Here is a 23,262-nt window from a genome sequence, read left to right on the forward strand (position 1 = left end):
TGGCATGAATCCTGATTTTTCGATTTGCATCTATTGCGGCTCGCGGCCCGGCGAGCGACCTGAACATACAGAAGCAGCGCAGTCCGTCGGCCGCTGGATCGGCGAGAACCGCGGCCAGCTCGTCTATGGCGGCGGCCGCACAGGCCTCATGGGCACGGTGGCCGAGGCCACGCGCGCCGCCGGAGGCCGGGTGGTGGGCATCATTCCCAAGGCACTGGTCGACAAGGAACTGGCCAATCCGCTCTGCGACGAGCTTCATGTCGTCGACACGATGCATGAACGCAAGGCCATGATGGGAGAACGCGCCGACGCCTTCGTGGCATTGGCGGGCGGCATCGGCACCTTCGAGGAGCTGTTCGAGATCTGGACCTGGCGCCAGTTGGGCTATCACGACAAGCCCGTCGGCATTCTCAACACGGCTGGCTACTACGACACCATGCTCGCCTTCCTCGCCCATTCAGTGGGCGAAGGCTTCATGGGGGAATGGCAGATGGGGCTGGTGCGCAGCGGCGCTGAGCCGGCTGCGCTGCTGGGAGAGTTGCTGGAAGAAGCGCGCCGCCACCCGCGTGGCGACAAGTTGGCCGAGGTGCTCTAGGAGTCTGGGCGGCAGAAGCAGCGTCGGCTGCAACGCGCGGAAAACGGTCCATCGCGGCGCTCCCGCCTGCGCCCATAGCTGGGCTATGGGCTTGTCGGTATCACCACGCTTTCCTCGTTTTTCGCGCATTTCGCTTCGACGGCTTCTGCCGCCCAGACTCCCAGGCTCGGGGGCTTCCGGCTCGCGGATCAGATCGCGGCTTCGTCCTGCTCGCCGGTTCGGATGCGGACGATGCGCTCGACGTTGGTAACGAAGATCTTGCCGTCACCGATCTTGCCGGTGCGCGCGGCGCCGACGATGGCTTCGATGCAGCGTTCGACGTCATCCGTGTTCACGACCACCTCGACCTTCATCTTGGGCAGGAAATCGACCACGTATTCCGCACCGCGATAAAGCTCGGTGTGGCCCTTCTGGCGGCCGAAGCCCTTGACTTCGGTAACCGTCAGTCCGGTCACGCCAACGGTTGCCAGCGCCTCGCGCACATCTTCGAGCTTGAAGGGTTTGACGATGGCGGTGATCTGTTTCATTGCGGAGGTTCTCCCGGTGATTTCGGAAAAGGGGGCGGCCGATTATGTCATTCACGCACTGTTAGGCTCCGGGGTCGATGAGTGCAAGTCCCCCTGTCACCCCCGCTGCATCCGGCTTGGCAACGCTGATCCGGCGGGTCAATGGCCAAGCCTGGCTGCTGCTCGTATTCACCACGCTGATCTGGGGCGCCAATGCGGTGGCGGCGCGCCTCGCGGTAGGCGAAGCATCGCCGATGCTGGTGACCTCCGCGCGATGGATCGTCTGCTGCGTGGCGCTCGGCCTGACCTCGCGCGGCGAGATCGCCACGCACTGGCGCGCGCTGGTGCCTCACTGGCGCTTCGTGGCGCTGATGGGCACTTTGGGCTTCACCGGATTCAACGCCCTCTTCTACACGGCCGCGCATCACACGACCGCGATCAACATTGCGATCATCCAGGGGACGATCCCGGTGTTCGTGCTGGTCGGGAGCCTCTACCTCTACCGCACCCGGATCACCGTGCTGCAGGCCGTCGGGGTCGCGCTGACGCTGGCGGGGATCGCGGTGGTTGCCTCGCAGGGGCACTTGGAACGGCTGGCCCAGTTCCAGTTCAACATCGGCGACGTGTGGATGCTGATCGCCTGCCTGCTCTATACCTTCTACGCCCTCGGCTTGCGTCGGCGGCCCGCAGTGCCGGCGATCGTTTTCTTTGCGGCGACGGCCGCGGTGGCGAGCGTCGTGTCGCTGCCGCTGCTGGTGGCCGAAATCGCGATGGGCAACTTCACGGCGCCCACCTTGAAGGGCCTGCTGCTGATCCTGTTCATCGGCACCTTTCCCTCGTACATCTCGCAGCTCACGTTCATTCGCGCCGTGACGCTGATCGGGCCGGCACGGGCCGGGGTGTTCCTGAACCTGGTGCCGATCTTCGGCCCGCTGCTCGCAGTGATGGTGCTGGGCGAGCCACTCTCGGGCTTCCACGCGGCGGCGCTCGCGCTGGTGCTGGGCGGGATCTGGATTGCCGAATACCTGGGCGTTCGGAAGACATGACGAAGCGACCGGAAATGCCCCCCACGGGAGATCAAGTCGGGATGGCAAAGCCACACAGACTCGAGAGCGACGAGCCGATCCTGCGCATCCACGGGGCGCCTTCCGAGATCGACGCGGCCGCATGGAACGAGTTGCTCGCGCTGCAAGGCGCGCCCAGCCCGTTCATGCGGCATGAATACCTGCATGCGATGCACGAGAGTGGCAGCGCCACGCCGGCCAGTGGATGGACCGCGGCCTTCGTGACGCTGTGGCAGGGCGAGCGGCTCGCTGGCGCGTGTCCGGTCTACATCAAGTCTCATTCGTACGGCGAATACGTGTTCGACTGGGCCTGGGCCAATGCCTATGAGCAGCATGGACTCGCCTACTACCCGAAGGCGGTCGCGGCGGTGCCGTTCACGCCGGTTCCGGGGGCGCGGTTGCTGGCGCGAGATGCGCAGAGCCGGGCATTGCTGGCGCAGGGGCTGGTGCAATGGTGCAAGCAGGCCGGGTTGTCGTCGCTGCACCTGCTGTTCGGGGCTGAGGAGGACATCGCTGCCTGCGTCGATGCGGGGTTGATGCTTCGGCACACGGTTCAGTTTCATTGGAAGAATATTGCCCCCGAGCTCGGCACTGGCGTGTCCTCGCTGCCCCCCGAGGGGGCGCGTTCCGCCTTGGGGCGGCCCGGCGGCGGAACTGTTGCCCCCACGCTCGGCACTGACGTGTCCTCGCTGCCCCCCGAGGGGGAACGTTCCGCCTTGGGGCGGCCCGGCGGCGGAACTGTCGCCCCCACGCTCGGCACTGGCGTGTCCTCGCTGCCCCCCGAGGGGGCGCTTTCCGCCTTGGGGCGGCCCGGCGGCGGAACGGGCTACGCGGACTTCGAGGCCTTCCTCGCCAGCCTCTCGCACGACAAGCGCAAGAAAATTCGCCAGGAGCGCCGCAAGGTGGCGGACGCGGGGGTTGTGTTTCGCTGGGCGCGCGGTGTGGACATCTCTCCGGACGACTGGGATTTCTTCTATCGCTGCTATGCCCGCACCTATCGCGAGCATGGCAATCCGCCCTACCTGAAGCGGGACTTCTTCCAGCGGATGGCCGACACCATGCCCGAGGCGTGGCTGCTGTTCGTTGCCGAGCGCGGCGGGCATCCGATCGCGACCAGTTTGATCGCGCTGTCGCAGGACGAACCGCGCAGCGATGGCTCCATCGGGCCCGAAGTGGCCTATGGCCGCTACTGGGGTGCGATGGAGCGCGTGGATTGCCTCCATTTCGAGGCTTGCTACTACCAGCCGCTCCAGTGGTGCATAGCGCACGGGGTGCAGCGCTTTGAAGGCGGCGCGCAGGGCGAGCACAAGATGGCCCGCGCGCTGATGCCGGTGAAGACGACCAGCGCCCACTGGCTGGCGCATCCGTCGTTCGCGGACGCGGTCGAGCGCTTCCTGGAACGCGAGGGCGAAGGGATCGCCAATTACATGGAACACCTCGACGAACGCAGCCCGTTCCGATCGAAATGACCAGCCCGGCAACACCAGCGCGGTGACCGGCTCCCCATGAAAAAAGCGCCGGCAACGGCGCTTTTTTGTCAGTGATCCGCGAGGGAACGGATCAGCCCTTGGCCTTGTATGCGGCGATGCCGTCCACGACTTCCTTCCGGGCTTCGTCAAGGCCCTTCCAGCCCAGGATCTTGACCCACTTGCCGGCTTCCAGGTCCTTGTAGTGCTCGAAGAAGTGGGCGATGGTCTTCAGGCGCATCGAGTTCACGTCGTCGATCGACTTCCAGTGGCTGTAGATCGGCAGCACCTTGTCGGTGGGCACGGCCAGAACCTTGCCGTCGACGCCGGCTTCGTCTTCCATCATCAGGATGCCCAGCGGACGGCACGGGCACACCACGCCGGGCATCAGGGCATAGGGTGCGATCACCAGCACGTCGACCGGGTCGCCGTCACCGCTCAAGGTTTGGGGGACATAGCCGTAATTGGCCGGATAGTGCATCGACGTGGTCATGAAGCGGTCCACGAAGAGCGCGCCCGACTCCTTGTCCACTTCGTACTTGACGGGATCGGCGTTCATCGGGATCTCGATGACCACGTTGAATGCGTCGGGGAGGTTCTTGCCTGGGGAAACTTTATCGAATGACATGTCTTTATACGTTGATTGAATGAAACAGCGGGTTACTCGGACAAACCCGAAGTTTAAGACGCGCGTCATGGGCAAGTCATACGGAATGTGACTTTTCACTGTTAAATTGGACTTGTTGGCCAATCGGTCTCCCTTTTTTGCGGGAGGCTTCGAGGAAGCAACGCGGCGGTAGCTCAGACCCGTACGCGTTGCGCGCAGGGTCTGTGCTTTCCGTCTCCACCAGTCGCAACGAACTCCTGGAGAAAGCAAAGCATGATCGGCAACACCCCCCTGATACTTGCCATCGTCTGCGGCCTTGTGGCCGTAGCCTATGGCTTCTGGGCCCGCAGTTGGATCCTCGCGAAAGATGCAGGCAACGCGCGAATGCAGGAAATCGCAGCGGCGATCCAGCAAGGCGCGTCGGCTTACCTCGCGAAGCAATACACAACCATCGCCGTCGTCGGCGTGGTCCTGGCGGTGCTCATCGCCGTCTTCCTCGACCTGACCACTGCGGTGGGTTTCATCATCGGCGCGGTGCTCTCGGGTGCTTGCGGGTTCATCGGCATGAACGTGTCGGTGCGCGCCAATGTGCGCACGGCCCAGGCGGCCACCAAGGGCATCGGGCCGGCACTGGACGTGGCGTTCAGGGGCGGCGCGATCACCGGCATGCTGGTGGTCGGGCTCGGCTTGCTGGGCGTCGCAGGCTTCTTCTGGTTCCTCGGCGGCGCCAGCCAGACCGATGGCAAGGCCCTGTCGCACGTGCTCAACCCGTTGATCGGTTTTGCATTCGGCTCGTCGCTGATCTCGATCTTCGCGCGCCTGGGCGGCGGTATCTTCACCAAGGGCGCCGACGTGGGCGCCGACCTGGTGGGCAAGGTCGAGGCCGGCATTCCGGAAGACGATCCGCGCAACCCCGCGGTAATTGCGGACAACGTGGGCGACAACGTCGGCGACTGCGCCGGCATGGCGGCCGACCTGTTCGAGACCTATGCGGTGACGCTGATCGCGACCATGGTGCTCGGCGCGTTGATGGTGACCGCCGCACCGGTGAATGCGGTGATGTACCCGCTGGCACTGGGTGGCGTGTCGATCATCGCGTCGATCATCGGCTGCTTCTTCGTGAAGGCATCCCCGGGCATGGTCAACGTGATGCCGGCGCTCTACAAGGGCCTGGCGGTGGCCGGCGTTCTGTCGCTGATCGCGTTCTGGTTCGTCACGAGCTGGCTCATTCCGGACAACGCGATTGCCGCGAGCGGGAGCCAGCTGAAATTGTTCGGCGCTTGCTTCGTAGGCCTGGCGCTGACGGCCGCGCTCGTGTGGATCACCGAGTACTACACGGGCACGCAATACAAGCCGGTGCAGCACATCGCGCAAGCCTCCACCACGGGCCACGGCACCAACATCATCGCGGGCCTGGGCGTGTCGATGCGTTCCACCGCCTGGCCGGTGATCTTCGTCTGCATCGCGATCCTGGCTTCGTATTCGCTGGCCGGCTTGTTCGGCATCGCGGTGGCCGCCACGTCGATGCTGAGCATGGCCGGCATCGTCGTTGCGCTGGACGCCTACGGCCCCATCACCGACAACGCCGGCGGCATCGCCGAGATGAGCGATCTGCCCGCCAGCGTGCGCGCCGTGACCGATCCCCTCGACGCGGTGGGCAACACCACCAAGGCGGTGACCAAGGGCTATGCGATCGGTTCGGCCGGCCTCGCGTCGCTGGTGCTGTTCGCCGACTACACCCACAAGCTCGAAGGCCTCGGCCAGTCGATCGACTTCAACCTGAGCGACCCGATGGTGATCGTCGGCCTGTTCATCGGCGGGCTGATCCCCTACCTGTTCGGCGCCATGGCAATGGAAGCCGTGGGCCGCGCAGCGGGTGCGGTGGTGGAGGAAGTGCGCCGCCAGTTCCGCGACATCCCCGGCATCATGGAAGGCACCGGCAAGCCCGAGTACGGCAAGGCGGTGAGCATGCTGACCGGCGCGGCGATCAAGGAAATGATGATCCCGTCGCTGCTGCCCGTGGTGGTGCCGATCCTGGTGGGGCTGGTACTCGGACCGAAGGCGCTCGGCGGCCTGCTGATGGGCACCATCGTGACCGGCCTGTTCGTGGCGATCAGCATGTGCACCGGCGGCGGCGCATGGGACAACGCCAAGAAGTACATCGAGGACGGCCACCACGGCGGCAAGGGCAGCGAGGCGCACAAGGCTGCGGTCACCGGCGACACGGTGGGCGACCCCTACAAGGACACCGCCGGCCCGGCCGTCAATCCGCTGATCAAGATCATCAACATCGTGGCGCTCCTGATCGTGCCGCTGGTGGTGCAGTTCCATGGCGTGAAGGCCGCCGGCGCACCGGTGGCACCCGTGTCGGCGCCTGCGCCGGCGCCTGGCCCGGCGGCAGCCGCGAGCGGCGAGAGCGCGATGGTGAAGATCGAGAACGGCATCGTGAAGTTCTACTTCGCGACCGGCAGCAACGACATCGCGCCGAACTCGAAGGAGTCGCTGGCCGACGTGGTGAAGGCGGTGCAGGCCGGCAACGTGGCGCTGGTGAGCGGCTATCACGACGCCAGCGGCGATCCGGCCAAGAACGCCGAATTGGCCAAGCAACGCGCCGAGGCCGTGGCCGAGGCACTGAAGGCTGCCGGTGCGCCGGCCGACAAGATCGAGCTGGCCAAGCCCGAGCAGACGCAAGCCGATGGACCCGCGGCGGAGGCACGGCGCGTCGAGGTCAAGATCAAGTCCTGAACGACATGCCGAGCGCGGAAAGACTCGAAGCCTTCATCGCCGCCGTCGAAGGCGGCGACCATGTGAAGGCGATCGAGGGCTACTACACCGAAAACGCCAGCATGCGCGAGAACCAGGCCGAGCCGCGGCGCGGCCGCCCTGTGCTGGTGGCCAACGAGGCCGCGGTGCTTGCGCGCATGGCTTCGGTGATCTCGAAGTGCGTGCGACCGGTGCTGGTGAACGGCGACCACGTGGTCATCCGCTGGATCTTCGACTTCACCAACAAGGATGGGCGCGGCATGCACATCGAGGAACTCGCATGGCAGCGCTGGGAAGGGGACCGGATTGCCGAGGAAGAGTTCTTCTATGACCCGGCCCAGATGAGGGCGCGCTGAAGGCGCTGCGCCGAGCGCCATGCGCAGTGTCAGTGTTGCGCCTCCTCCAGGGGTTGGACCCCCAGCGCGCCGCCCATCCCCTGTGAATCGGGGATGCGTGCCAGCACGCGGTCTTCGGCAAACGCAAAGTTCGCGTCGATCGTCCGGTCCAGCAGTTCAAGTTGCTTGTGCAGCTCGGCATGGCGATGCGGGGGCAATGTCTGCATAAGGTTGACCAGCATCGAGCGCAGTCGCCGCACGATCTGGATGCTGCCCGCGCCACAGTGCCGTATTTCGGTGCAACTGAGGTGAACGAAATCCTCCCAGTTCGGCGTGCGCAGCACCAATCGCAAGTCACCGGCCTCGTCGCGGACCTCCTCCCCGCGCAGGTCGCGCTGCCCGACCAGGCGCAGCAGATGGTGCAGTTGGTCGATGGCCATCACGGCCGTGGTCGGATCGTTGATGGCGGCCGACAGCGCCTTGATCGCGATATCGACCAGGATCCGGAAAGCAAAGGCCGGGTCCTGCTCCAGCGTGCGTTCGGTCCCCAGCACGACGGCCGCCCGCAACCAGCGCTCATCGATGGCAGTGGCATTGCCGTACAACTTGAACAGGGGTTCGTCGACGGCCAGGAAGTCGCCGACCAGCGGCACGAACTCGACGACGCCGTTGGCACGTCGGGCCGCTGCGACCAGCCCTTTGACATTCAGCGCGAGCACCACGCCCGAGGCATCCGCATGAAGGACTGTCCGGTCGGGCGCGCCGAGCCGCCGGGTCACGGCCGGCTTGGGCCGAACGGTCGGGTCAGGGTAGATCGCGTGGACGACCTTCGTGCCGAACTGCCCCACGCGCGCCACGATGCTGATGGGACGCAGCAACCGCGCCGCGTAGTCGATCAGGAAGAGAAAGGTCATCAGCGAGACGACTCCCAGCAATGCCGCGATGAAGATGTCGAGTTGATGCACCGACTCGCCGGTGCGCGACAACACCTGCACCGCGAAGACCAGGCTGAAGACGAAGCAGCCCACCGTGCCCCGGATCACGTTGTCCCGCAACAGCGTCGTCGCGATGATGCGTGGCGTGTACTGGCCGCCTGCGACCTGGATCGCAACCAGCAGGGAGCCGAAGGTGAACACCAGGAAGGAGAGGTTCAGCGTCAGCACCGTCTCCAGCAGGGATCGCGCGCCGGTGACGGACAAGGCCAGCAACGAGGTCGCGTCGTCCAGCATCCCGGCCTGCAGCAGCCACTCGTCGATCCACTGCACGATGACGCGGAACGCCTGGTTGGCCACCAGCGCGAGGATCGGCACCAGCCACAGCGAGCCGCCGAGATAGCTCTTGACGGCATACCTCCAGTTCCAGCGAATGCGTCTCAGGCCACGCGGCATTTGCATGCTCCGGGTTCAGGGCGGCGGCAGCAGGAAGCTTGCGGGATGCCGCCGCAGGCGTGCGCCGATGGCTGCGCGAAGGCGTGCCCGGTCCACCCGGCTGACGTTGTGGGCGCGGATGGCCAACCGGACGGCGCAGTAGAAGCTGACGCCGAGGTTGAGCAGGCCCAGCACCGGAATCGCGGCAACGCTCCACCAGAGCAGGGGCGATGCCAGCACGGATGGCCCGAGGCTCGCCGCGGCCACCACGATCAGGCCGGTGCTGAGCGTGACGTGCGGCACTTGGAGCGGCAGGCCGAAGAAGTCGGCCACCACCGGCACCAGTCCGAGCATGAAGCCCAGCGAGATGTTCGCGGCGAAGCCCGAGATGTGGGTGCGCATGAAGACCGCCCAGCGCTGCGCCCGTTCCACGCCGAGCGTGGCCCGGATGCGGGGGTTGTAGCGCATGGCCGAATCGATGTGATTCAGCACGAAGGCGTTCTCCGCCCACCCCGCGATGAGGCTGCTGGCAAACAGCACCATGCCGGTGAAGGCGGCCATCCACGGCAAGACCGCGTAGATGTGCAGCGACTCGAGCGTCTCGCGCGCATGCGCCTCGTCGAGCGGCTGCACGCCCAGCACGCGCGACAGCAGGAAGTACAGCAGCAGCGCCGTCGGCGCCACCAGCAACACGTTGCCCAGCACGGCCGCGACCTGCGAGCGCACCAGGTGCGTGACCTCGTCCACGAATTCCTCGATGGCGCCCTCGGTGTGCAGGTCCTTGAGCTTGGCGGCAATCGCCGGCGCCGTCATCGCCGGCTGCTTGGTGGCCAGCGTGGCGTGCGTGAGCTGGATCACGATGAAGCTCACCGAATAGAGGATGCCGACTGCGAAGCCGCTCCAGAACGCCGACAGCGCGATCGCCAGCACGCCGAACTTGAGCAGCACCGTGAAGCCGGTGATGAAACCGCCGCCTGCCGACGACAGGAGCATGCCGCGATATTCGGCGCGGTCGCGCGTGATGTAGTGCTCGCCGACTTCCGCACTGCGCTCCGCGACCTTGGCTGCCAGCAGCGAGGCATTGTTGGCGATCAGCGCACGGATGCTGTAGCGCTCGCCGCTGGCCAGCACCAGCCGGCCCAGCAACTGTGCGATGGCGCGATGCGGCTGCTCGGACAACAGGCAGTCGAGCAGGTCGCGGATTCGCACCATGCGCGACCGCAGCTGGCGCAGGCGGAACACCAGCCCGACCGAGATGCCGTTCTCCTCGAGATGCGCGTAGACCGAAGCGGCGGCCTCGCGGCAACCATCCAGCCGCTCCCGGAATGCCTTGAACGCCGCCTTCAGGGCCTCCGGATCACGCGGCCGACGAAGCGCCTCGTCGCGCAGGCGATCGAGATCGACCATCAATTCGTGGAAGGGCTGCCCCGCGCGCACCGGGTCGCTCATGCGCAGGCGCAACTCCGACGAGAAGCCGGCCGCCACCACTTGGCTGGTGCAGAAGGTCACGGCGTCCATGATGAGCGGCTGCCAGTGCGGCACACCGTCGACGAGATCCGGGGGCGCCAGCCTGGCGATGCGGCGCAGCTGGTCTGCGTCGAGTTGCTGGAGCCATGTGGCGTCGAAGTCCACCGGCAGCGCCAGTCGCAGCAGGCTGGAGGCATCGATGGTCTCCGGCGTGGCCGGCAGCAGCTTGCGCCGCAGGCGCTCGCCAAATGCGCTCACGAAGGCGCTGCGTGGCGAGAAGCCGTGGTCCGCCAGCATCGCGGTCAATTCGACCGTGCGGACGAACACGGCCCACCATTCCCGCACGCGCGACTCGACCACGGGCCGGGCCTCGATGGCGTCCAGGAACTGCGTCACCCTGCCCAAGGCGGCGCTTGCCGACTTGCCGTCGCCACGCACCCACGCCAGCAGCTTGATCAGCCAGATGTGCCGCAACGGCAAGCTCGCGTGCGGATCGAGCATGTGGAGCAGGAACTCCAGTCGCGCATCGGCAACCGCCGTGCTCAGGGACTCCGTGGCCTGGGCGCCGCCCTGCCCGTCGTGACCGGCGCGCAGCCCATCGCGCCACGCACGGGGCCCACCCATCACTTCACCCCTGCACCGTCAGGCTCTCGCGGCGGGCCTTGGCGACCATTGCCGCGACAGCGCACGAGGCGAGCCGTGTCATCAGGGAGTCGGCCCTGCTGGTCAGACTCTCGATCCGCGCGCAAGGCCCGACCAGGATCGATGCGATCACCCCAAGGCGCGTCGCCTCCCGCATGCCCTCCAGCGAACTCTGATCGCAGGGGTGCACGACCGCCGTCGGCATGGGGGGAAGCGACTTGCATGCGTCGATCAGCCGCTGGTATTTCTCATGCTTTGCGGTCATTCGATGCCTTTGAAGGTCGGGCGTGCCGACACCGCCCATGACTGCCTCGGCACGCGGCCTGCCCATCGCGCCGTCTGGCGCGCAAGCGCCTTATTTCTTGGAAGCAGGCTCGACCGACAGCGCCACCGCCTCGGTGTAGACCGCATGGACCTGGTCGCCCACCTTGATCAGCTTCAGCTGCTCGGGATCGCGGACCTTCAGGTCGATCTCATGCTCCGGGCCGCGCAGCGTGACCATATGAGTCTTGCTGTTGACGGCCGTCACGTCGGCCGTGACCTCGACCTTCTGGCCGATCACACCGGCCGGGCGCTCGCCTTCCGCAGACCGGGCGCCGCTCGGGGTCTCGCTCTTGCTGCGCAGTTCCTTGCCGTCCTTCATCAAGGTCAGGCTCAACGCCTGCGCGTAGCTCACCCGGACGTGGTCGCCGACCTTGACCTGTTCCAGGTTGCGTGCCTCGGGGCCGATCGCCATCGCAATCAGCTTGCCGTGGGAATTCTTGAGCACCACATGACGTGTCGGCAGGTCGATCGCCTCGACCACACCCGAGACCCGGACGACTTCCGTGATGGTGCCCGAGCCGGGCGCCGTCGAGGCGGCCATGGCGTGGGCGGGTTTGTCTTTCGCGATCGCGGGTTGCAGCAGCGTGCCCAGCAGCGCCACTGCTGCAAGCGAAGTCATGATCCTCATGGGATCCTCCTTGGATGGTTGAGACTGGCGACTAGCATGTCCCCAAGCCCGTCGATTCGACTTGACGGAAGTCAATTGCCCTGGAAATTTGGCCGGCGCGTCAGCGTCCCATGCGGCTGTCGTAGCTGCGCGAGACGCGATCGATCAGCGCCGGATCGCGCGGACCAGTGGCATCGAATTGCACGCGCACGCTGCCATCGGCCTGCTGGAGCACGCGCGCGGTCACCGTGCCGCCCCCGATGCCGCCGACGACGGTGCCGCTGGCGCGGTCCTCGACGCTGATGGCCAGGCCCTGGTCGCGCATGGCGCCGCCCGCCGCGCTGAAGGACCGGTCGAAGCTGGCGGGGGCGGACGTCGCAACCGGATAGGGGTAGTACGCGCAGCCAGACACGGCCACCACCGCGGCGCAACTCGCGGCTCGCAGCAGGTGCATGAGGAAGACCGCCCTGCCCCGCTGCGGGCGAGGCGGGCGCGTCTTGTGTCGTGCGTCGGGCGCGTCGAAATGATGTTCGCTGTCCGTATCGAAGTCACTCATGTCTGTCACCTCCATCAAGTGGTAATCCGGCGCCGCTACCTGCGAGGCGGCTGGGCACCTTGCGTCTCCCGTTCGACCTTGCCCCGGATCGGGCGGCCCGCCAGTGTTCCAGCACCCACACCGTCGCCCACGCATACAGCGCCACAACGACGAACAATGCGGCCCGCACGGCCGATGCCTTGAGGACATCCTTGCCGCCGGCACTGTCCTCGATGGCCGGCCCCAGCAGCAGCAGCATGGTCACCAGGGACTGCACCCAGAAGGAAGGCGGCCAGGCGCCGGGCCGCACGCGGAACAGTCGCGTCCCGGCCCACAGCGCGGCCGCGGCCATCCAGAGCATCAGCATCCACAGGTTGGGCCGCAGCGAAAGGCCGAACCAGAGACAGCCGGCGATCGCTGCGCCCATGAGCGTGCAGCCCACGAGTTCCAGTCCGGCCGAACGGGTGCTCGTGGCGCCGGCCTGCTGGCCGAGCGCAACCGACTTCATGATGGCCGCGACGTAGAAGGACGGATTGGTCAGTGCCAGCACGAAGACGGGCAGCACGACCACGACCGCGCGCAAGGCGATCCAGCGCGCAGACTCCGCCGAGGGAACCTCCCGTGCAGCCCTTGCCATGCCAGGCACCGGCGGATCGGGAAAGAGCGCGTGCGATATGCCACCGACCAGCACGCCGATGCAGAGGCCCACCGCGAGGGTCACGCCGATCTGCAACGCCAGCGCCTGCGCCGCCACGCCGATCACCGGGATCAGGGTGATCGCCATCACCAGGATCGTCGCCAGCGGGTTGGCATTGCGCACACCCGAATAGAAAACCGCGTAGAGCAAGGCCATGGTCAGCAGCACGCCGGCCAGCGCGTAGTTCTCCAGCAGCGGGACCAGCAGCACGCCCGCCATCATCAGCACGGCAACGACGAGCGCGAGGACGATGCCCTTGAACAGCGGGATCGGCGCACCCGGCTTGCACAGGATCAGCACGGCCACCACGCAGACGGCATAGGGCGCCTTCAACGCCATGCCATAGGCCACCAGCACCGCAAGACCGAGGCCGATGGCGAGCCGCAGCACGGCCTTGTCGGCCCGGCCCATGCGCCCCCGCGCAGTGGACTCAGTAGACATAGGACAGCAGGCTCATCATGTGGACGAAGACCGATCCCAGCCAGTTCATCAGCCCGTGGTCGCCGGTGTAGACCAGCACCTCGGCCTGTCCCCCGACGCGCACGGCGCGCAGCTGATCGCGCTCGGACGGATCGAACTCGATGGCCACCGGAAAGCGCTGGGCCTGGCGCAGCCAGTCGCGGTTGTTCTCGATGGTCGGCAGCGTGCCGGGTTGCGCCGGCTGCCCGCTGGCGACCCCGGTGCCGATGCTGCGCACCCGGCCCTTGAACACCTTGCCCGGCATCACGTCGAGCACGATCGCCACCGCGTTGCCGGGCTCGATGTTGCCGAGGTTGTTCTCCGTCATGTCCGCGCTGATCCAGAGGTCGTGGACGGTGACCAGCGTCATGAACGGTGCGCCGGCCTGCACGAACTGCCCGGCGTCGGTGCGCAGGTCGGTCACCAGGCCGCTGGCGGGTGCGGTCACGGACGTGCGTTGCACGTCCAGTTCGGCCTTCTCGACGGCCGAGCGGGCGCTGGCCAGCTGCGCGTTCTTGTCGCCGCTCTCGCCCGCGGCTTCCTGGGCACGGATCAGGTCCACCCGGGCGGCCTGCTCCTGGCTCTGCGCCTTGACCCGGCTGGCCTGCGCGCTCTGCACGCGGCGGATGGAGATCGCGCCAGGGTCTTCCGCAAAGATCTGCTCCAGTCGCGTGGCGTCCTGCCGGGCATAGACATGGTTGGCCACGGCCGCCCGCAGCCCAGCCTGGGCCGCGTCCACCGAAGCCACCGATGCATTGACCGAGCGCCGCACCGACTCGTAGTCCGCGCGGCTGCGTTGCAGCGCGATGCGGTATTGCGTCGGGTCGATCTCAAAGAGCGCCTGCCCCTGCTGCACGCTGTCGTTGTTGCGCACGTTCACCTTCAGCACCCGCCCCGCCACCTCCGCCGCCACCGGCACCACGAAAGCCTGCACCCGGGCCTGCGAGGTGAAGGGCGTCAGACGATCCGACGCGAAGTACCAGACCAGGCTGGCGACGATGAGCACCAGCACGACGATCCCGCCGATGCGGGCGCCCTTGCCGTTCTCAGGCGGCGGCTGTGGCGGCGGCTCTGCCGGCTTCGCGACTTGTTCTTCGCTCATGGTCTTGTCCCCTCCGGAATGGGCGGCGCATCGGCGCCGGGCGGCGGCAGGGGGGCTGCCAGCAGTCCCTTCCAGTCGCTGCGCCGGCCCATGGTCTCCTGCGACGCATCGTCGAGCACCGGCCGATTGCGCGCTGCCTCCCAGCCGCCGCCCAGGGCCTTGTAGATGGCGATCAGGCTCTGCGTCTGGCTGCCGCGGCTGGCGACCAGCAGGTCCTGCTGGCTGAAGAGCACCCGTTGCGAGTCGAGCACGCGCTGGAAATCGACCAGGCCTTCGTTGTATTGCCGGTCGGCGATTTCCAGCGAACGCTGCGCCGCCTTCACCGCGTCGGCCAGCAGCACGATCTGCTCGCCGGTCCTGGCAAAGCCGACCGACGCGTCATCGACCTCGCGGGCCGCCCGCAGCAGGGTGTCCTGGTACTGCTGGTAGAGCTGCTGGAACCTCGCGTCCTGCACCAGCACGGCGTTGGTCAGCCGCCCGTGGTCGAACACGTTCCAGACCAGGCTGGGCCCGATGGCCCCGCTCAGGACGCGCGAGGATCCCTCGACCGAGGTGGCCGACAGGCCTACCGACCCCAGCAGCGTGATGGACGGATAGAAGTCCGCCTCGCTCACGCCGATCTGCGCCGATTGCGCCGCCAGCTGCATCTCCGCCGCACGCACGTCCGGACGGCGTCGCAGCAGCTCGGCCGGCATGTCGACGATGACGTCCAGGCCGGCCTGCGGAATCCGCTCCTGGCCCTCTTGCATTTCGGGCAACGGACCCGGCGCACGCGCCAGCAGGATGCTCAGCGCGTTCTGTGCCTGGCGCAGGGCAATCTCCAGCGGAGGCACGGTCGAGAGGGTGCCGAGGTACTGGGCCTTGGCCTGCTGCACGTCCAGCTCGGACTCGTTGCCGCTCCTGAAATGCAGCTCGGTGATCTGCAGGCTGCGCTTCTGCAATGCCGCGTTCTCGCGCGAGATCCGCAGGCGCAGTTCCACCGTGCGGATCGTGCAGTACAGGCCGGCCACCTGGGCGGCCATCAGCACCTGCATGTCGTCGTACTGGGCGATGCTGGCGAGGTAGGCGGCATCCGCCGATTCGATGCTGCGCCTGAACTTGCCCCAGAAGTCGAGCTCCCAGCCCACGGAGAACGCGGCACTGGCAGACAGCGCGCTGTTGTCGCGCCCGCTGGAGCGCTGTTCGCCCACGCCGAGCAGTTCACCGCTCGCCTGCTGCACCTGCGGATAGCGCGTGCTGTCGGCGATCCCCAGCTGCGCCCGCGCCTCCATGATGCGCATGCCGGCAATGCGCACGCCGGGGTTGACGCGCTGCGCCTCGGCGACGAGCCGGTCGAGCACGGGGTCGTTGAAGTTGCCCCACCACGCCTGCATGGCGCCATTGCCGGGCCGCCGCGCGCGCCCCGGGTCGGCGGCAAGGGTGCCGAGCGAGCCGCCGCTCCAGCCCGACAGCCAGGGCACGACGGGCCGCTCGAAGTCGGGGCCTACCGTGGTGCACCCGCCCAGCATCGCGGCGGCGCCGGCAAGGGCCATCGCCCGCACCCTCGATGGCTTCGAAGGCATCGCGCGCATCAAGTGGCGGGCGGCAGGTCGCTTTCCGTGACGACGTCCGGATGGGTCGCCACCCAGGCCATGAGGATCTGGTAGCCCAGGCTCAGCGCGGTGGCGCCGATGAACATTCCCAGGATGCCGGCGCCCGCCAGGCCGCCCAGTGCGCCCATCAGTACCACCGGCATGGGCGCATCCACGCCGCGGCCGAGCAGCAGCGGCTTCAGCACGTTGTCGAGCATGCCGCCGATCCCCAGCAGCACCGTGTAGATGACTGCCGGCACGGTGCCGTAGTTGCCGCTCATCCAGATGTACGCGATGGCCGGCACCGTGACCAGCAGCGCAGGCACCTGTGCGATGCCGAGCACCAGCACGATCATGGCGAGGACGCCGGCGAAGGGAATGGCGGCCACGATCATCACGATGCCCACGGCCATGGCCTGGATGAAGGCGACGCCGACCACGCCCAGCGACACCGCCCGGATGGTCGCGGTGGACAGCGCCGCGAACTCCACGCCGCGCTCGATGCCGACGATGCGCCCGAGAATTTCCCGCGCGGCTTGGGCGCCCGACTCCCCGAAGGCCATGATGATGCCGGCGATGACGAAGGAAGCCATGAAGAGCAGAACCGTCCCGGCGATGCTGGCCACCATCGCCAGCGCCTTGGCGGCCAGCTCGCCAAGCTGCGGCTGCATCCTCTGGATGACCGAAGGCATGTCCGTGTGCGCCAGCGACCAGGCGCCGTGCACCTTCGAGCCGACCACGGGCCACTCGGCCACGCTGGCCGGCGGCTCCGGGATCTCGACCTTGTTCTCGCGCACCCGTTCGACGGTCTCGTGGACCGAATCCCCCATCGAACCCAGCACCACGGCCATGGGCACGACGATCAGCGCGATGCCGACCAGCACCAGCAAGGTTGCGGCCAGGCCCTGCTTGCCGCCGAGCTTGCGGGCCAGCGCCTGGTGGCCCGGATAGGCCGTGACCGCAAGGATCAGCGCCCAGGCCATCATGGTGATGAAGGGCGCGAAGATCCGGAAGCACAGCAGTGTCAGGGCCAGCACCAGTCCGGCCCGGATGAACACGTCCATCAGCTTCCTGGACAGGCGTGTCTCGAGCACGAGGTCAGGCTTCGGTGTGATCATGGGATGCCCTCCGGAGGTAGCGAGCTGCGATTGTTCACGCGACACTGCCGCCGCGACTTGACAACGCTCAAGACGGCAGCAATCAGCAACGGGTAGATTGCTTCGCACAAGTGGAGTTGTCACAGGATCAGGGACGCATTCGCGGACCGGGTCCGAACGTTGCCGGAAAACTCGACACGGTATGCAACTGGGTGATTTGCCTGCGGGACCGCGACAGGAGAACGCGCGCTGGACCTTGGTCGCGGTCGCAAGCGTGGTCGTTGCCGTCGTGGGCGCCTGGTTTCTGCAAAGCACCATTCCACGCCACATCGTTCTCGCGTCCGGCCTGCCGGACGGCATGTATCACCAGTACGCGAATCGCTACAAGGAAATCCTGGCGCGCGACGGCGTCACGGTCGAGGAGCGCATGACCGGTGGCGCAGACGAGAACGAGCGCTTGTTGCGGGATCCGAACTCCGGCGTGGACGTGGCGTTCGTGCAGGGCGGCGTGGTGCGCCCCGACGAGCGCGGCTCGTTGGTCATGCTTGCCGCCCTGTACTACGAACCGCTGTGGATCTTCTATCGCGACAGCGTCGTGCACGAGCACTTCGACGAATTTCGCTACAGGCGAATCGCCGTGGGCTCATCGGGCAGCGGCGTGCGCGCGTTCATGGAGCCCTTGCTCGCAGCGAACGGCATCACGCGCTTCAACACCGAACTGGTGCCGCTGGTCAATCTGGAGGCGCTGCGCGCGTTGCAGGCAGGACAGGTCGACGCCGCGTTCCTGGTCGGGCCGGTCCAGTTCCCGGCGGTCTGGCAGGCATTGCACGACACGAACCTGAAGCTGATCAGCCTGGCACGCGCGGAGGCCTATCAACGCAAGTTCCCCTACATCACGAAGCTGACCTTGCCGGCGGGAACGATCGAGCTGGAGCAGCACATCCCGCAGGAAGACGTGAAGCTGATCGGTACCAAGGCGATGCTGGTCTCGCGCGAGGGCTTGTCGCCGGCGATCATCAACCTGCTCCTCGAGGCCGCGCGCGAACTGCACAGGAAGCAGGGCTACTTCGAAGCGGACGATGAATTTCCGAGTACCGCGGCGGTGGACCTGCCGGTGTCGGCCGATGCGGATCGTCACCACCGCTTCGGGCCCAGCGTGCTTCACCGCTACCTGCCGTTCACCATCGCGGCCTATCTCGAACGCCTGATCGTGCTCCTGCTGCCCGTGGTGTTCGTGGTCGTTCCCTTGACCAACATCCTGCCGCGCCTGTTCCGCTGGCGCATGCGATCGCGCATCTATCGCTGGTATGGAGAGCTGGCACTGCTCGAACGCGATGTCATGACGCGCGCCACCGCCCTGCCCATCGAGAAATGGCTGAGCGACCTGGTCCGCATCGAGCAGGCCGCCGCGCGGATCCGGGCGCCTTTGAGCTATGCCAGCGAGGCCTACACGCTGCGCGAGCACATCGGGCTGGTTCGCCAGAGCGTGATGGCCAAGGCGCAAGGCGTCGGCGCGGATACGGATGCCGAAGAGGCGGATGCCGCAACGGGGCCTGGACGCAACGGGCGCCAGACGCGCGCTGCGCCCGCCCCGCAAGGCCCATCGGGCCTGAAGACACCCTCCTGAACACGTCCTTGCGGGGAGCACATGGCTACATCCTCTTTCACGATCCATGGCCGTCTGCCGCGTGGGAGAAGTGGACTGTCTCTCACCGTCACGCTGCTCGCAGCCTCCGTTGCGCCTGCGCATGCCCAAACCGAATGGACCGGAAGATTCGGCAGTGACTGGTTCCTCAGCGGGAACTGGAGCGCCGGCTATCCCAGGCAAACGACCGACGGGATCATCAACACGGTGACGCCGAATTCGACTGAGATATCGAGCTTGGGTGCGCAGGCCAGAAATCTCGACATCGGTCCACTCGCAACAGGGAGACTCCTCATCCAGACCGGCGGGACATTGGCCGATTCCTTCGGCGCAATCGGCAATTTGACGGGTGGCGCGGGCACTGTGACGGTGACCGGCGTCGGCTCCAGTTGGTCGAATGCCGGAGGCGTCGTGCTGGGCGGCCAGGGCACGGCCACCCTCTTGATTCAAGACGGCGGCGCGATGCAAAGTGCCAACGCCTCCATCGGATTGGGGTCCGGTTCAGCGGGCATGGTGACGGTGACCGGCGCGGGCTCCAACTGGACGAACGGAATCAGCGGCGGGCTCAATATCGGCAGTTCCGGCACAGGCTCGCTGACGATCGCGAACGGCGGGGTCGTTACCAATATTTCTGCCAACTTCGCTGCCAACGTCGGCGCCAATGCAGGCTCGCGGGGTACGGTGACGGTGACCGGCGCGGGCTCCACCTGGACCAACGTTCCCGGAGTCAACGTTGGCAATCGGGGCACAGGCACGCTCACGATTGCGGATGGCGGCGTCGTCAACGGGCCTGTTGTGATCGCGAGCAATCCCGGCGGGACCGGGACACTCAATATCGGCGCGGGCGCGGGCGAGCCGGCCGCTGCACCCGGCACGTTGACGGCGCGGAGCATCGAATTTGGCGCCGGCACCGGCACGATCAACTTCAATCACACGTCCGCCGCTTACGTTTTCGCACCCGAGATCATCGGCAACGGCACCGTCAACGTGCTCGCCGGCACGACCATCTTCACTTTCAACAGCACCAACTACACCGGGCGGACCACCATCAGTCCCGCCGGTACGCTCCAACTCGGCGATGGCGGGACGAGCGGCTCGATCACCGGCGATGTCACCGACAACGGCACCTTCTCCGTCAACCGCTCGGGCCCCTTCACCTTTGGCGGGGTGATCTCCGGCTCCGGCGCCTTCCACCAGCTCGGCACCGGCACCACTATCCTGACAGGCGCCAACACCTACACCGGGGTCACGACCATCAGCAGCGGCACCCTGCAACTGGGGGTCGGCGGCACGACCGGCAGCATCGTGGGCGACGTGGCCAACAACGCATCGCTGGTCTTCAATCGCAGCGACGCATTGACCTTCAGCGGCGCCATCAGCGGGAGCGGCACCGTCACCAAGCTCAACGGCGCCACGCTGACCCTGACGGGTGCCAGCTCCTACGGCGGCGGCACGCTTCTCAAGGGAGGCCAGATCACCGTGGGCCACGACACCGCGCTGGGCGGCGGCGCGCTGGCCATGGACGAAGGCACCAAGCTGGCCTTTGGCCGCGACGGCCTGAACCTGGCCAATGCCGTGGTGCTCACCGGCACCAGCGACCCCGTCATCGACACCGGCGCTTTCACCGGTACGCTGTCGGGCGTCATCTCCGGCGGGGGCGGCCTCACCAAGAACGGCAGCGGCACGCTGGTGCTCGCGGGCGTCAATACCTACGCCGGCGCCACCACCGTGGCCGCGGGTACGTTGCGCGCGGGCGCTGCGAACGCGTTGAGCGCCGCGTCCAGCCACGCGGTAGCCCCGGGCGCCACGCTCGACACTGGCGGCTTCAACCAGCAGGTGGCGGCCCTGGCAAACAGCGGCACGGTCAGCCTGGTCGGCGCCAATGCGGGCAGCACGCTCACGGTCTCCGGCCCCTATGCCGGGAACGCGGGCATCCTCAAGGTAGGCACCGGCCTGCCTGGAAGCGACAGACTGGTGATCGACGGAGCAACATCCACGGCGAGCGGCACCACCAGCGTCCAGGTCGCCTCCCTGGGCGGGCTGGGCGCGCCGACCACCGGCGACGGTGTCGAAGTCATCAGCGCGCGCAACGGCGCCACCACCACTGCGCAGACCACCCACAGCGCCTTCAGCCTGGCGGGCGGGCACGTGGACGCGGGTGCCTTTGAGTACCGGCTCCAGCCGGGGAATGCGCAAGGCGCGGGCGAGAACTGGTACCTGCGTTCGACGACAACACTGCCGCCAGTGATCCCGCCTGTAATCCCGCCTGTTGTGCCCCCGGGCGAGGCCGGGCCCCCGGGTGAATCCGGCCCCCCTCCGGTCGTGCCTGTGCAGCCGCCGACGAGCCCCCCTGTGCAAGTCCCGATCTACCGGGCCGAGGTGCCACTTCTGGCGGCCTTGCCGGGGCAACTGCGCCAGGCCGACCTGGCCATGCTCGGCAACCTGCATCGACGCCTGGGCGATGAAGTGCCCGGGACCTCCGGCGCCGACCCAGCAACGCAGACCCCATCGAGCCTTGCCGATGCAGGCACGCGCCGGGCCTGGGCGCGCGTCGTGTATGCGGACTTGAGCGTGGCGGAGCCAGGCGTCGCGCAGGCCACCACCGACCTGCGCGTGAGCGGCCTGCAAGCCGGCACCGACCTGCTGGTGACCGACACCTGGCGGGCGGGCGTCTACGTCGGCTATCTGGACGGCAACGCCGACGTCAGCGGCAATGCGCGCGGCGTCATGGGACGCGTCGGCAGCAACGACCTGCGCTCGCGCTTCCTGGGCGCCTATGCGACATGGATGGATGCCAGCGGCTGGTACGTCGACAGCGTGCTGCAGGGCGCCAGCCATCGCTACGACGTGCGACCGGATATCAACCCCAGCGTGTCGGGCAAGGCCAGCGGCTTCATCGCCTCGGTGGAAGCCGGCAAGGCATTCGCGCTGAGCGAGCACTGGAACATCGAACCACAGGCGCAAATCGCCTGGCGGCACAACAGTTACGACGACCTGCTTCTTTCCGGCGCGCGCGTGCAGCAGGACTCGGGCAGCGGCTGGATCGCCCGGCTGGGCTTGCGCATCAAGGGCGATCTGCCCAGCGCCGCCGGCCGGCTGCAACCCTACGCGCGAGTGAACTTCTACCGCGCGAACTTCAGCGACGATGCCGCCCTCTTCATCGGGCCGGCGGCATCGACCGTGATCTCGAGCGGCGGCAGCTACAGCGCCGGCGAAGTCGCCGCGGGCGCAACCCTGGCGCTGACACCGGCCACAAGCCTTTACGGCGAAATCGGCCACCAGTGGAACATCGGCGGCGAGGCCAGCGTGAAGTCTTCCGTGCTGGGCTCGCTCGGCATCAAGGTGCGCTGGTAGGTGCTTACTGTGCCGGGCCATGTCGTGGCCCGTGATTGACACGCGTCAATGCGCGGCACGAGCCGAGCGCGCATGCTGAGGTTCTTCAGGGTGGCTTTCCGTGCCGCAGCCCCAAGGAGAAAGCTTATGAAACTCGCAGGACTCGCATCGGCCGTGCTGGCCTTGTCGTTGGCCGCGCCAACCGTTGTCGCGCAAACGCCCGCGGCAGGCGCGCCCCCGGCGCCAGCCGCCAGCCCCCCCGCCGGCAATCCCGTCGACCCGGCGTCGATCCAGGCGCTCAAGGACATGGGAACCTACTTGCAGACCCTGACTCGCTTCCGGACCTCGACCTCGCTGATGGGCGAGCGCGTGCTGGCCGACGGGCAGAAGCTGCTGCACAGCGCATCGGCGACCGTCGACGTGCAGCGTCCGAACAAGCTGCGCGCCCACATGTGGAGTGCTCGTTCCGAGCGTGAAATCATCTACGGCGGCGGGACGGCCACCCTCTACTACCCGGCGCAGAAGTACTACTCGTCGGTCGAGTTCTCGGGCTCGAACGCCGAGCTGGTGAGCGAACTTGAAAAGCGGTACGGCGTCGAGATCCCGCTGGCCGACCTGTTCCTGTGGGGCACCCCGGCTGCACCGGTCGACAAGATCGAGTCTGCGATGAATGCCGGCCAGGATCTCATCGGGAACGATCTCTGCGACCACTACGCATTTCGCCAGGGGGATTTCGACTGGCAGATATGGATCGCAAGCGGCGCCATGCCGCTGCCGCGCAAGCTCGTGGTGACCAACCGTGCCGACGATGCCCGACCCCAGTCGGTCACCTCCATGGATTGGAATCTGAAGCCTGCCTTCAACGACGCGACCTTCAGGTTCACGCCGCCCAAGGGGGCGACAAAAATCCAGATCGTTCCCACGAAAACCAACTAGAGGAGCATGACCATGAAAGGATCATTCCGCGGATTGCCCGCAGCCACGCTGGCCGCTCTTGTCCTGGTGGGTTTCGCATCCATCCCCGCTGCCGAGGCGGCGGGTGATCGCGGCGGCGGTGGCGCACGCGCTGGAGGCGGGGGT

Annotated in this window: 18 protein-coding genes and 1 pseudogene; 8 read left to right on the plus strand and 11 right to left on the minus strand. The window is 67.0% G+C overall.

The genetic code is table 11. The annotated features are described in order from the left end of the window. Positions 1 to 4: 4 nt before the first annotated feature. A complete protein-coding gene (locus HCU76_RS33690) occupies positions 5 to 595 on the plus strand; it encodes a TIGR00730 family Rossman fold protein (protein ID WP_213959172.1) in 591 nt (196 codons plus the stop codon). Between the two features lie 188 nt (positions 596 to 783). Here HCU76_RS33690 and HCU76_RS33695 read toward each other — a convergent pair whose 3' ends face one another. Next, positions 784 to 1,122 (minus strand): P-II family nitrogen regulator, encoded by a 339-nt coding sequence (locus HCU76_RS33695; protein ID WP_213959171.1) that lies wholly within the window; start codon positions 1,120 to 1,122, stop codon positions 784 to 786. Between the two features lie 116 nt (positions 1,123 to 1,238). On the opposite strand from HCU76_RS33695, the gene HCU76_RS33700 reads away from it, so the two are divergent. Continuing rightward, positions 1,239 to 2,147 carry a DMT family transporter gene (locus HCU76_RS33700; RefSeq protein WP_256354665.1) on the plus strand — a complete coding sequence of 303 codons (909 nt, stop codon included), beginning with the start codon at positions 1,239 to 1,241 and terminating at the stop codon, positions 2,145 to 2,147. 41 nt (positions 2,148 to 2,188) lie between these two features. Then, positions 2,189 to 3,634 (plus strand): GNAT family N-acetyltransferase, encoded by a 1,446-nt coding sequence (locus HCU76_RS33705; RefSeq protein WP_213959169.1) that lies wholly within the window; start codon positions 2,189 to 2,191, stop codon positions 3,632 to 3,634. A 91-nt stretch (positions 3,635 to 3,725) separates the two neighbouring features. On the opposite strand, the gene ppa is transcribed toward HCU76_RS33705, so the two are convergent. Continuing rightward, the gene (gene ppa, locus HCU76_RS33710) at positions 3,726 to 4,259 is read right to left on the minus strand and encodes an inorganic diphosphatase (RefSeq protein ID WP_213959168.1); all 534 of its coding nucleotides are present in this window, start codon (positions 4,257 to 4,259) and stop codon (positions 3,726 to 3,728) included. 252 nt (positions 4,260 to 4,511) lie between these two features. Between ppa and HCU76_RS33715 the strand changes: the two genes are divergently transcribed. Next, positions 4,512 to 6,983, plus strand: coding sequence for a sodium-translocating pyrophosphatase (locus tag HCU76_RS33715; RefSeq protein WP_218511701.1), 2,472 nt, complete (start codon positions 4,512 to 4,514; stop codon positions 6,981 to 6,983). 5 nt (positions 6,984 to 6,988) lie between these two features. Beyond that, complete coding sequence (locus HCU76_RS33720; RefSeq protein WP_218511702.1) at positions 6,989 to 7,357, plus strand: nuclear transport factor 2 family protein; 369 nt, start codon at positions 6,989 to 6,991, stop codon at positions 7,355 to 7,357. Positions 7,358 to 7,386: 29 nt separating this feature from the next. On the opposite strand, the gene HCU76_RS33725 is transcribed toward HCU76_RS33720, so the two are convergent. The 9 genes and pseudogenes from HCU76_RS33725 to HCU76_RS33765 form a co-directional block, all read right to left on the minus strand. Next, entirely contained in the window at positions 7,387 to 8,724 is a 1,338-nt protein-coding gene (locus tag HCU76_RS33725) for a DUF2254 domain-containing protein (protein ID WP_256354667.1), read from the minus strand. 15 nt (positions 8,725 to 8,739) lie between these two features. Next, positions 8,740 to 10,671 (minus strand): site-specific recombinase, encoded by a 1,932-nt coding sequence (locus tag HCU76_RS33730; RefSeq protein ID WP_256354671.1) that lies wholly within the window; start codon positions 10,669 to 10,671, stop codon positions 8,740 to 8,742. Positions 10,672 to 10,903: 232 nt separating this feature from the next. Continuing rightward, positions 10,904 to 11,077, minus strand: a pseudogene (locus tag HCU76_RS33735) (phosphate acetyltransferase); the annotation flags it as partial. A 90-nt stretch (positions 11,078 to 11,167) separates the two neighbouring features. Then, positions 11,168 to 11,764, minus strand: a complete 597-nt coding sequence (locus tag HCU76_RS33740) for a hypothetical protein (RefSeq protein WP_213959164.1) — start codon at positions 11,762 to 11,764, stop codon at positions 11,168 to 11,170. Between the two features lie 100 nt (positions 11,765 to 11,864). Further along, positions 11,865 to 12,299, minus strand: a complete 435-nt coding sequence (locus HCU76_RS33745) for a hypothetical protein (protein ID WP_371319945.1) — start codon at positions 12,297 to 12,299, stop codon at positions 11,865 to 11,867. After that, positions 12,292 to 13,416, minus strand: coding sequence for a DUF2955 domain-containing protein (locus tag HCU76_RS33750; RefSeq protein ID WP_256354668.1), 1,125 nt, complete (start codon positions 13,414 to 13,416; stop codon positions 12,292 to 12,294). Before HCU76_RS33750 ends, HCU76_RS33745 begins: the two co-directional genes overlap by 8 nt. Further along, positions 13,406 to 14,536, minus strand: coding sequence for an HlyD family secretion protein (locus tag HCU76_RS33755; protein ID WP_218511704.1), 1,131 nt, complete (start codon positions 14,534 to 14,536; stop codon positions 13,406 to 13,408). The genes HCU76_RS33750 and HCU76_RS33755 overlap by 11 nt, the downstream gene beginning before the upstream one ends. Next, on the minus strand, positions 14,533 to 16,068 hold the full coding sequence (locus tag HCU76_RS33760) for an efflux transporter outer membrane subunit (RefSeq protein WP_256354669.1): 1,536 nt from the start codon (positions 16,066 to 16,068) through the stop codon (positions 14,533 to 14,535). The genes HCU76_RS33755 and HCU76_RS33760 overlap by 4 nt, the downstream gene beginning before the upstream one ends. Positions 16,069 to 16,106: 38 nt before the next feature. Then, entirely contained in the window at positions 16,107 to 17,225 is a 1,119-nt protein-coding gene (locus HCU76_RS33765) for an AI-2E family transporter (protein WP_218511706.1), read from the minus strand. A 181-nt stretch (positions 17,226 to 17,406) separates the two neighbouring features. On the opposite strand from HCU76_RS33765, the gene HCU76_RS33770 reads away from it, so the two are divergent. The 3 genes from HCU76_RS33770 to HCU76_RS33780 all read left to right on the plus strand — a co-directional run bounded on the left by HCU76_RS33770 (position 17,407) and on the right by HCU76_RS33780 (position 23,118). Beyond that, entirely contained in the window at positions 17,407 to 18,831 is a 1,425-nt protein-coding gene (locus HCU76_RS33770; protein WP_218511707.1) for a TAXI family TRAP transporter solute-binding subunit, read from the plus strand. A 21-nt stretch (positions 18,832 to 18,852) separates the two neighbouring features. Continuing rightward, positions 18,853 to 22,203, plus strand: coding sequence for an autotransporter outer membrane beta-barrel domain-containing protein (locus HCU76_RS33775; RefSeq protein ID WP_218511708.1), 3,351 nt, complete (start codon positions 18,853 to 18,855; stop codon positions 22,201 to 22,203). A 126-nt stretch (positions 22,204 to 22,329) separates the two neighbouring features. After that, complete coding sequence (locus HCU76_RS33780) at positions 22,330 to 23,118, plus strand: DUF2092 domain-containing protein (RefSeq protein ID WP_218511709.1); 789 nt, start codon at positions 22,330 to 22,332, stop codon at positions 23,116 to 23,118. Positions 23,119 to 23,262: the final 144 nt, after the last annotated feature.

The sequence above is a fragment of the Variovorax sp. dw_308 genome (genome assembly GCF_019207085.1).
Lineage (GTDB): Bacteria > Pseudomonadota > Gammaproteobacteria > Burkholderiales > Burkholderiaceae_C > Variovorax.

Bases quoted from the DNA above. Each gene is read 5' to 3' on its own strand.
- HCU76_RS33775 (WP_218511708.1), top strand. From the start codon at position 18,853: ATGGCTACATCCTCTTTCACGATCCATGGCCGTCTGCCGCGTGGGAGA.
- HCU76_RS33770 (WP_218511707.1), top strand. From the start codon at position 17,407: ATGCAACTGGGTGATTTGCCTGCGGGACCGCGACAGGAGAACGCGCGC.
- HCU76_RS33690 (WP_213959172.1), top strand. From the start codon at position 5: ATGAATCCTGATTTTTCGATTTGCATCTATTGCGGCTCGCGGCCCGGC.
- HCU76_RS33725 (WP_256354667.1), bottom strand. From the start codon at position 8,724: ATGCCGCGTGGCCTGAGACGCATTCGCTGGAACTGGAGGTATGCCGTC.
- HCU76_RS33780 (WP_218511709.1), top strand. From the start codon at position 22,330: ATGAAACTCGCAGGACTCGCATCGGCCGTGCTGGCCTTGTCGTTGGCC.
- HCU76_RS33720 (WP_218511702.1), top strand. From the start codon at position 6,989: ATGCCGAGCGCGGAAAGACTCGAAGCCTTCATCGCCGCCGTCGAAGGC.
- HCU76_RS33705 (WP_213959169.1), top strand. From the start codon at position 2,189: ATGGCAAAGCCACACAGACTCGAGAGCGACGAGCCGATCCTGCGCATC.
- HCU76_RS33745 (WP_371319945.1), bottom strand. From the start codon at position 12,299: ATGAGTGACTTCGATACGGACAGCGAACATCATTTCGACGCGCCCGAC.
- HCU76_RS33730 (WP_256354671.1), bottom strand. From the start codon at position 10,671: ATGCTCGATCCGCACGCGAGCTTGCCGTTGCGGCACATCTGGCTGATC.
- HCU76_RS33715 (WP_218511701.1), top strand. From the start codon at position 4,512: ATGATCGGCAACACCCCCCTGATACTTGCCATCGTCTGCGGCCTTGTG.
- HCU76_RS33740 (WP_213959164.1), bottom strand. From the start codon at position 11,764: ATGAGGATCATGACTTCGCTTGCAGCAGTGGCGCTGCTGGGCACGCTG.
- HCU76_RS33755 (WP_218511704.1), bottom strand. From the start codon at position 14,536: ATGAGCGAAGAACAAGTCGCGAAGCCGGCAGAGCCGCCGCCACAGCCG.
- HCU76_RS33695 (WP_213959171.1), bottom strand. From the start codon at position 1,122: ATGAAACAGATCACCGCCATCGTCAAACCCTTCAAGCTCGAAGATGTG.
- HCU76_RS33760 (WP_256354669.1), bottom strand. From the start codon at position 16,068: ATGGCCCTTGCCGGCGCCGCCGCGATGCTGGGCGGGTGCACCACGGTA.
- HCU76_RS33750 (WP_256354668.1), bottom strand. From the start codon at position 13,416: ATGTCTACTGAGTCCACTGCGCGGGGGCGCATGGGCCGGGCCGACAAG.
- ppa (WP_213959168.1), bottom strand. From the start codon at position 4,259: ATGTCATTCGATAAAGTTTCCCCAGGCAAGAACCTCCCCGACGCATTC.
- HCU76_RS33765 (WP_218511706.1), bottom strand. From the start codon at position 17,225: ATGATCACACCGAAGCCTGACCTCGTGCTCGAGACACGCCTGTCCAGG.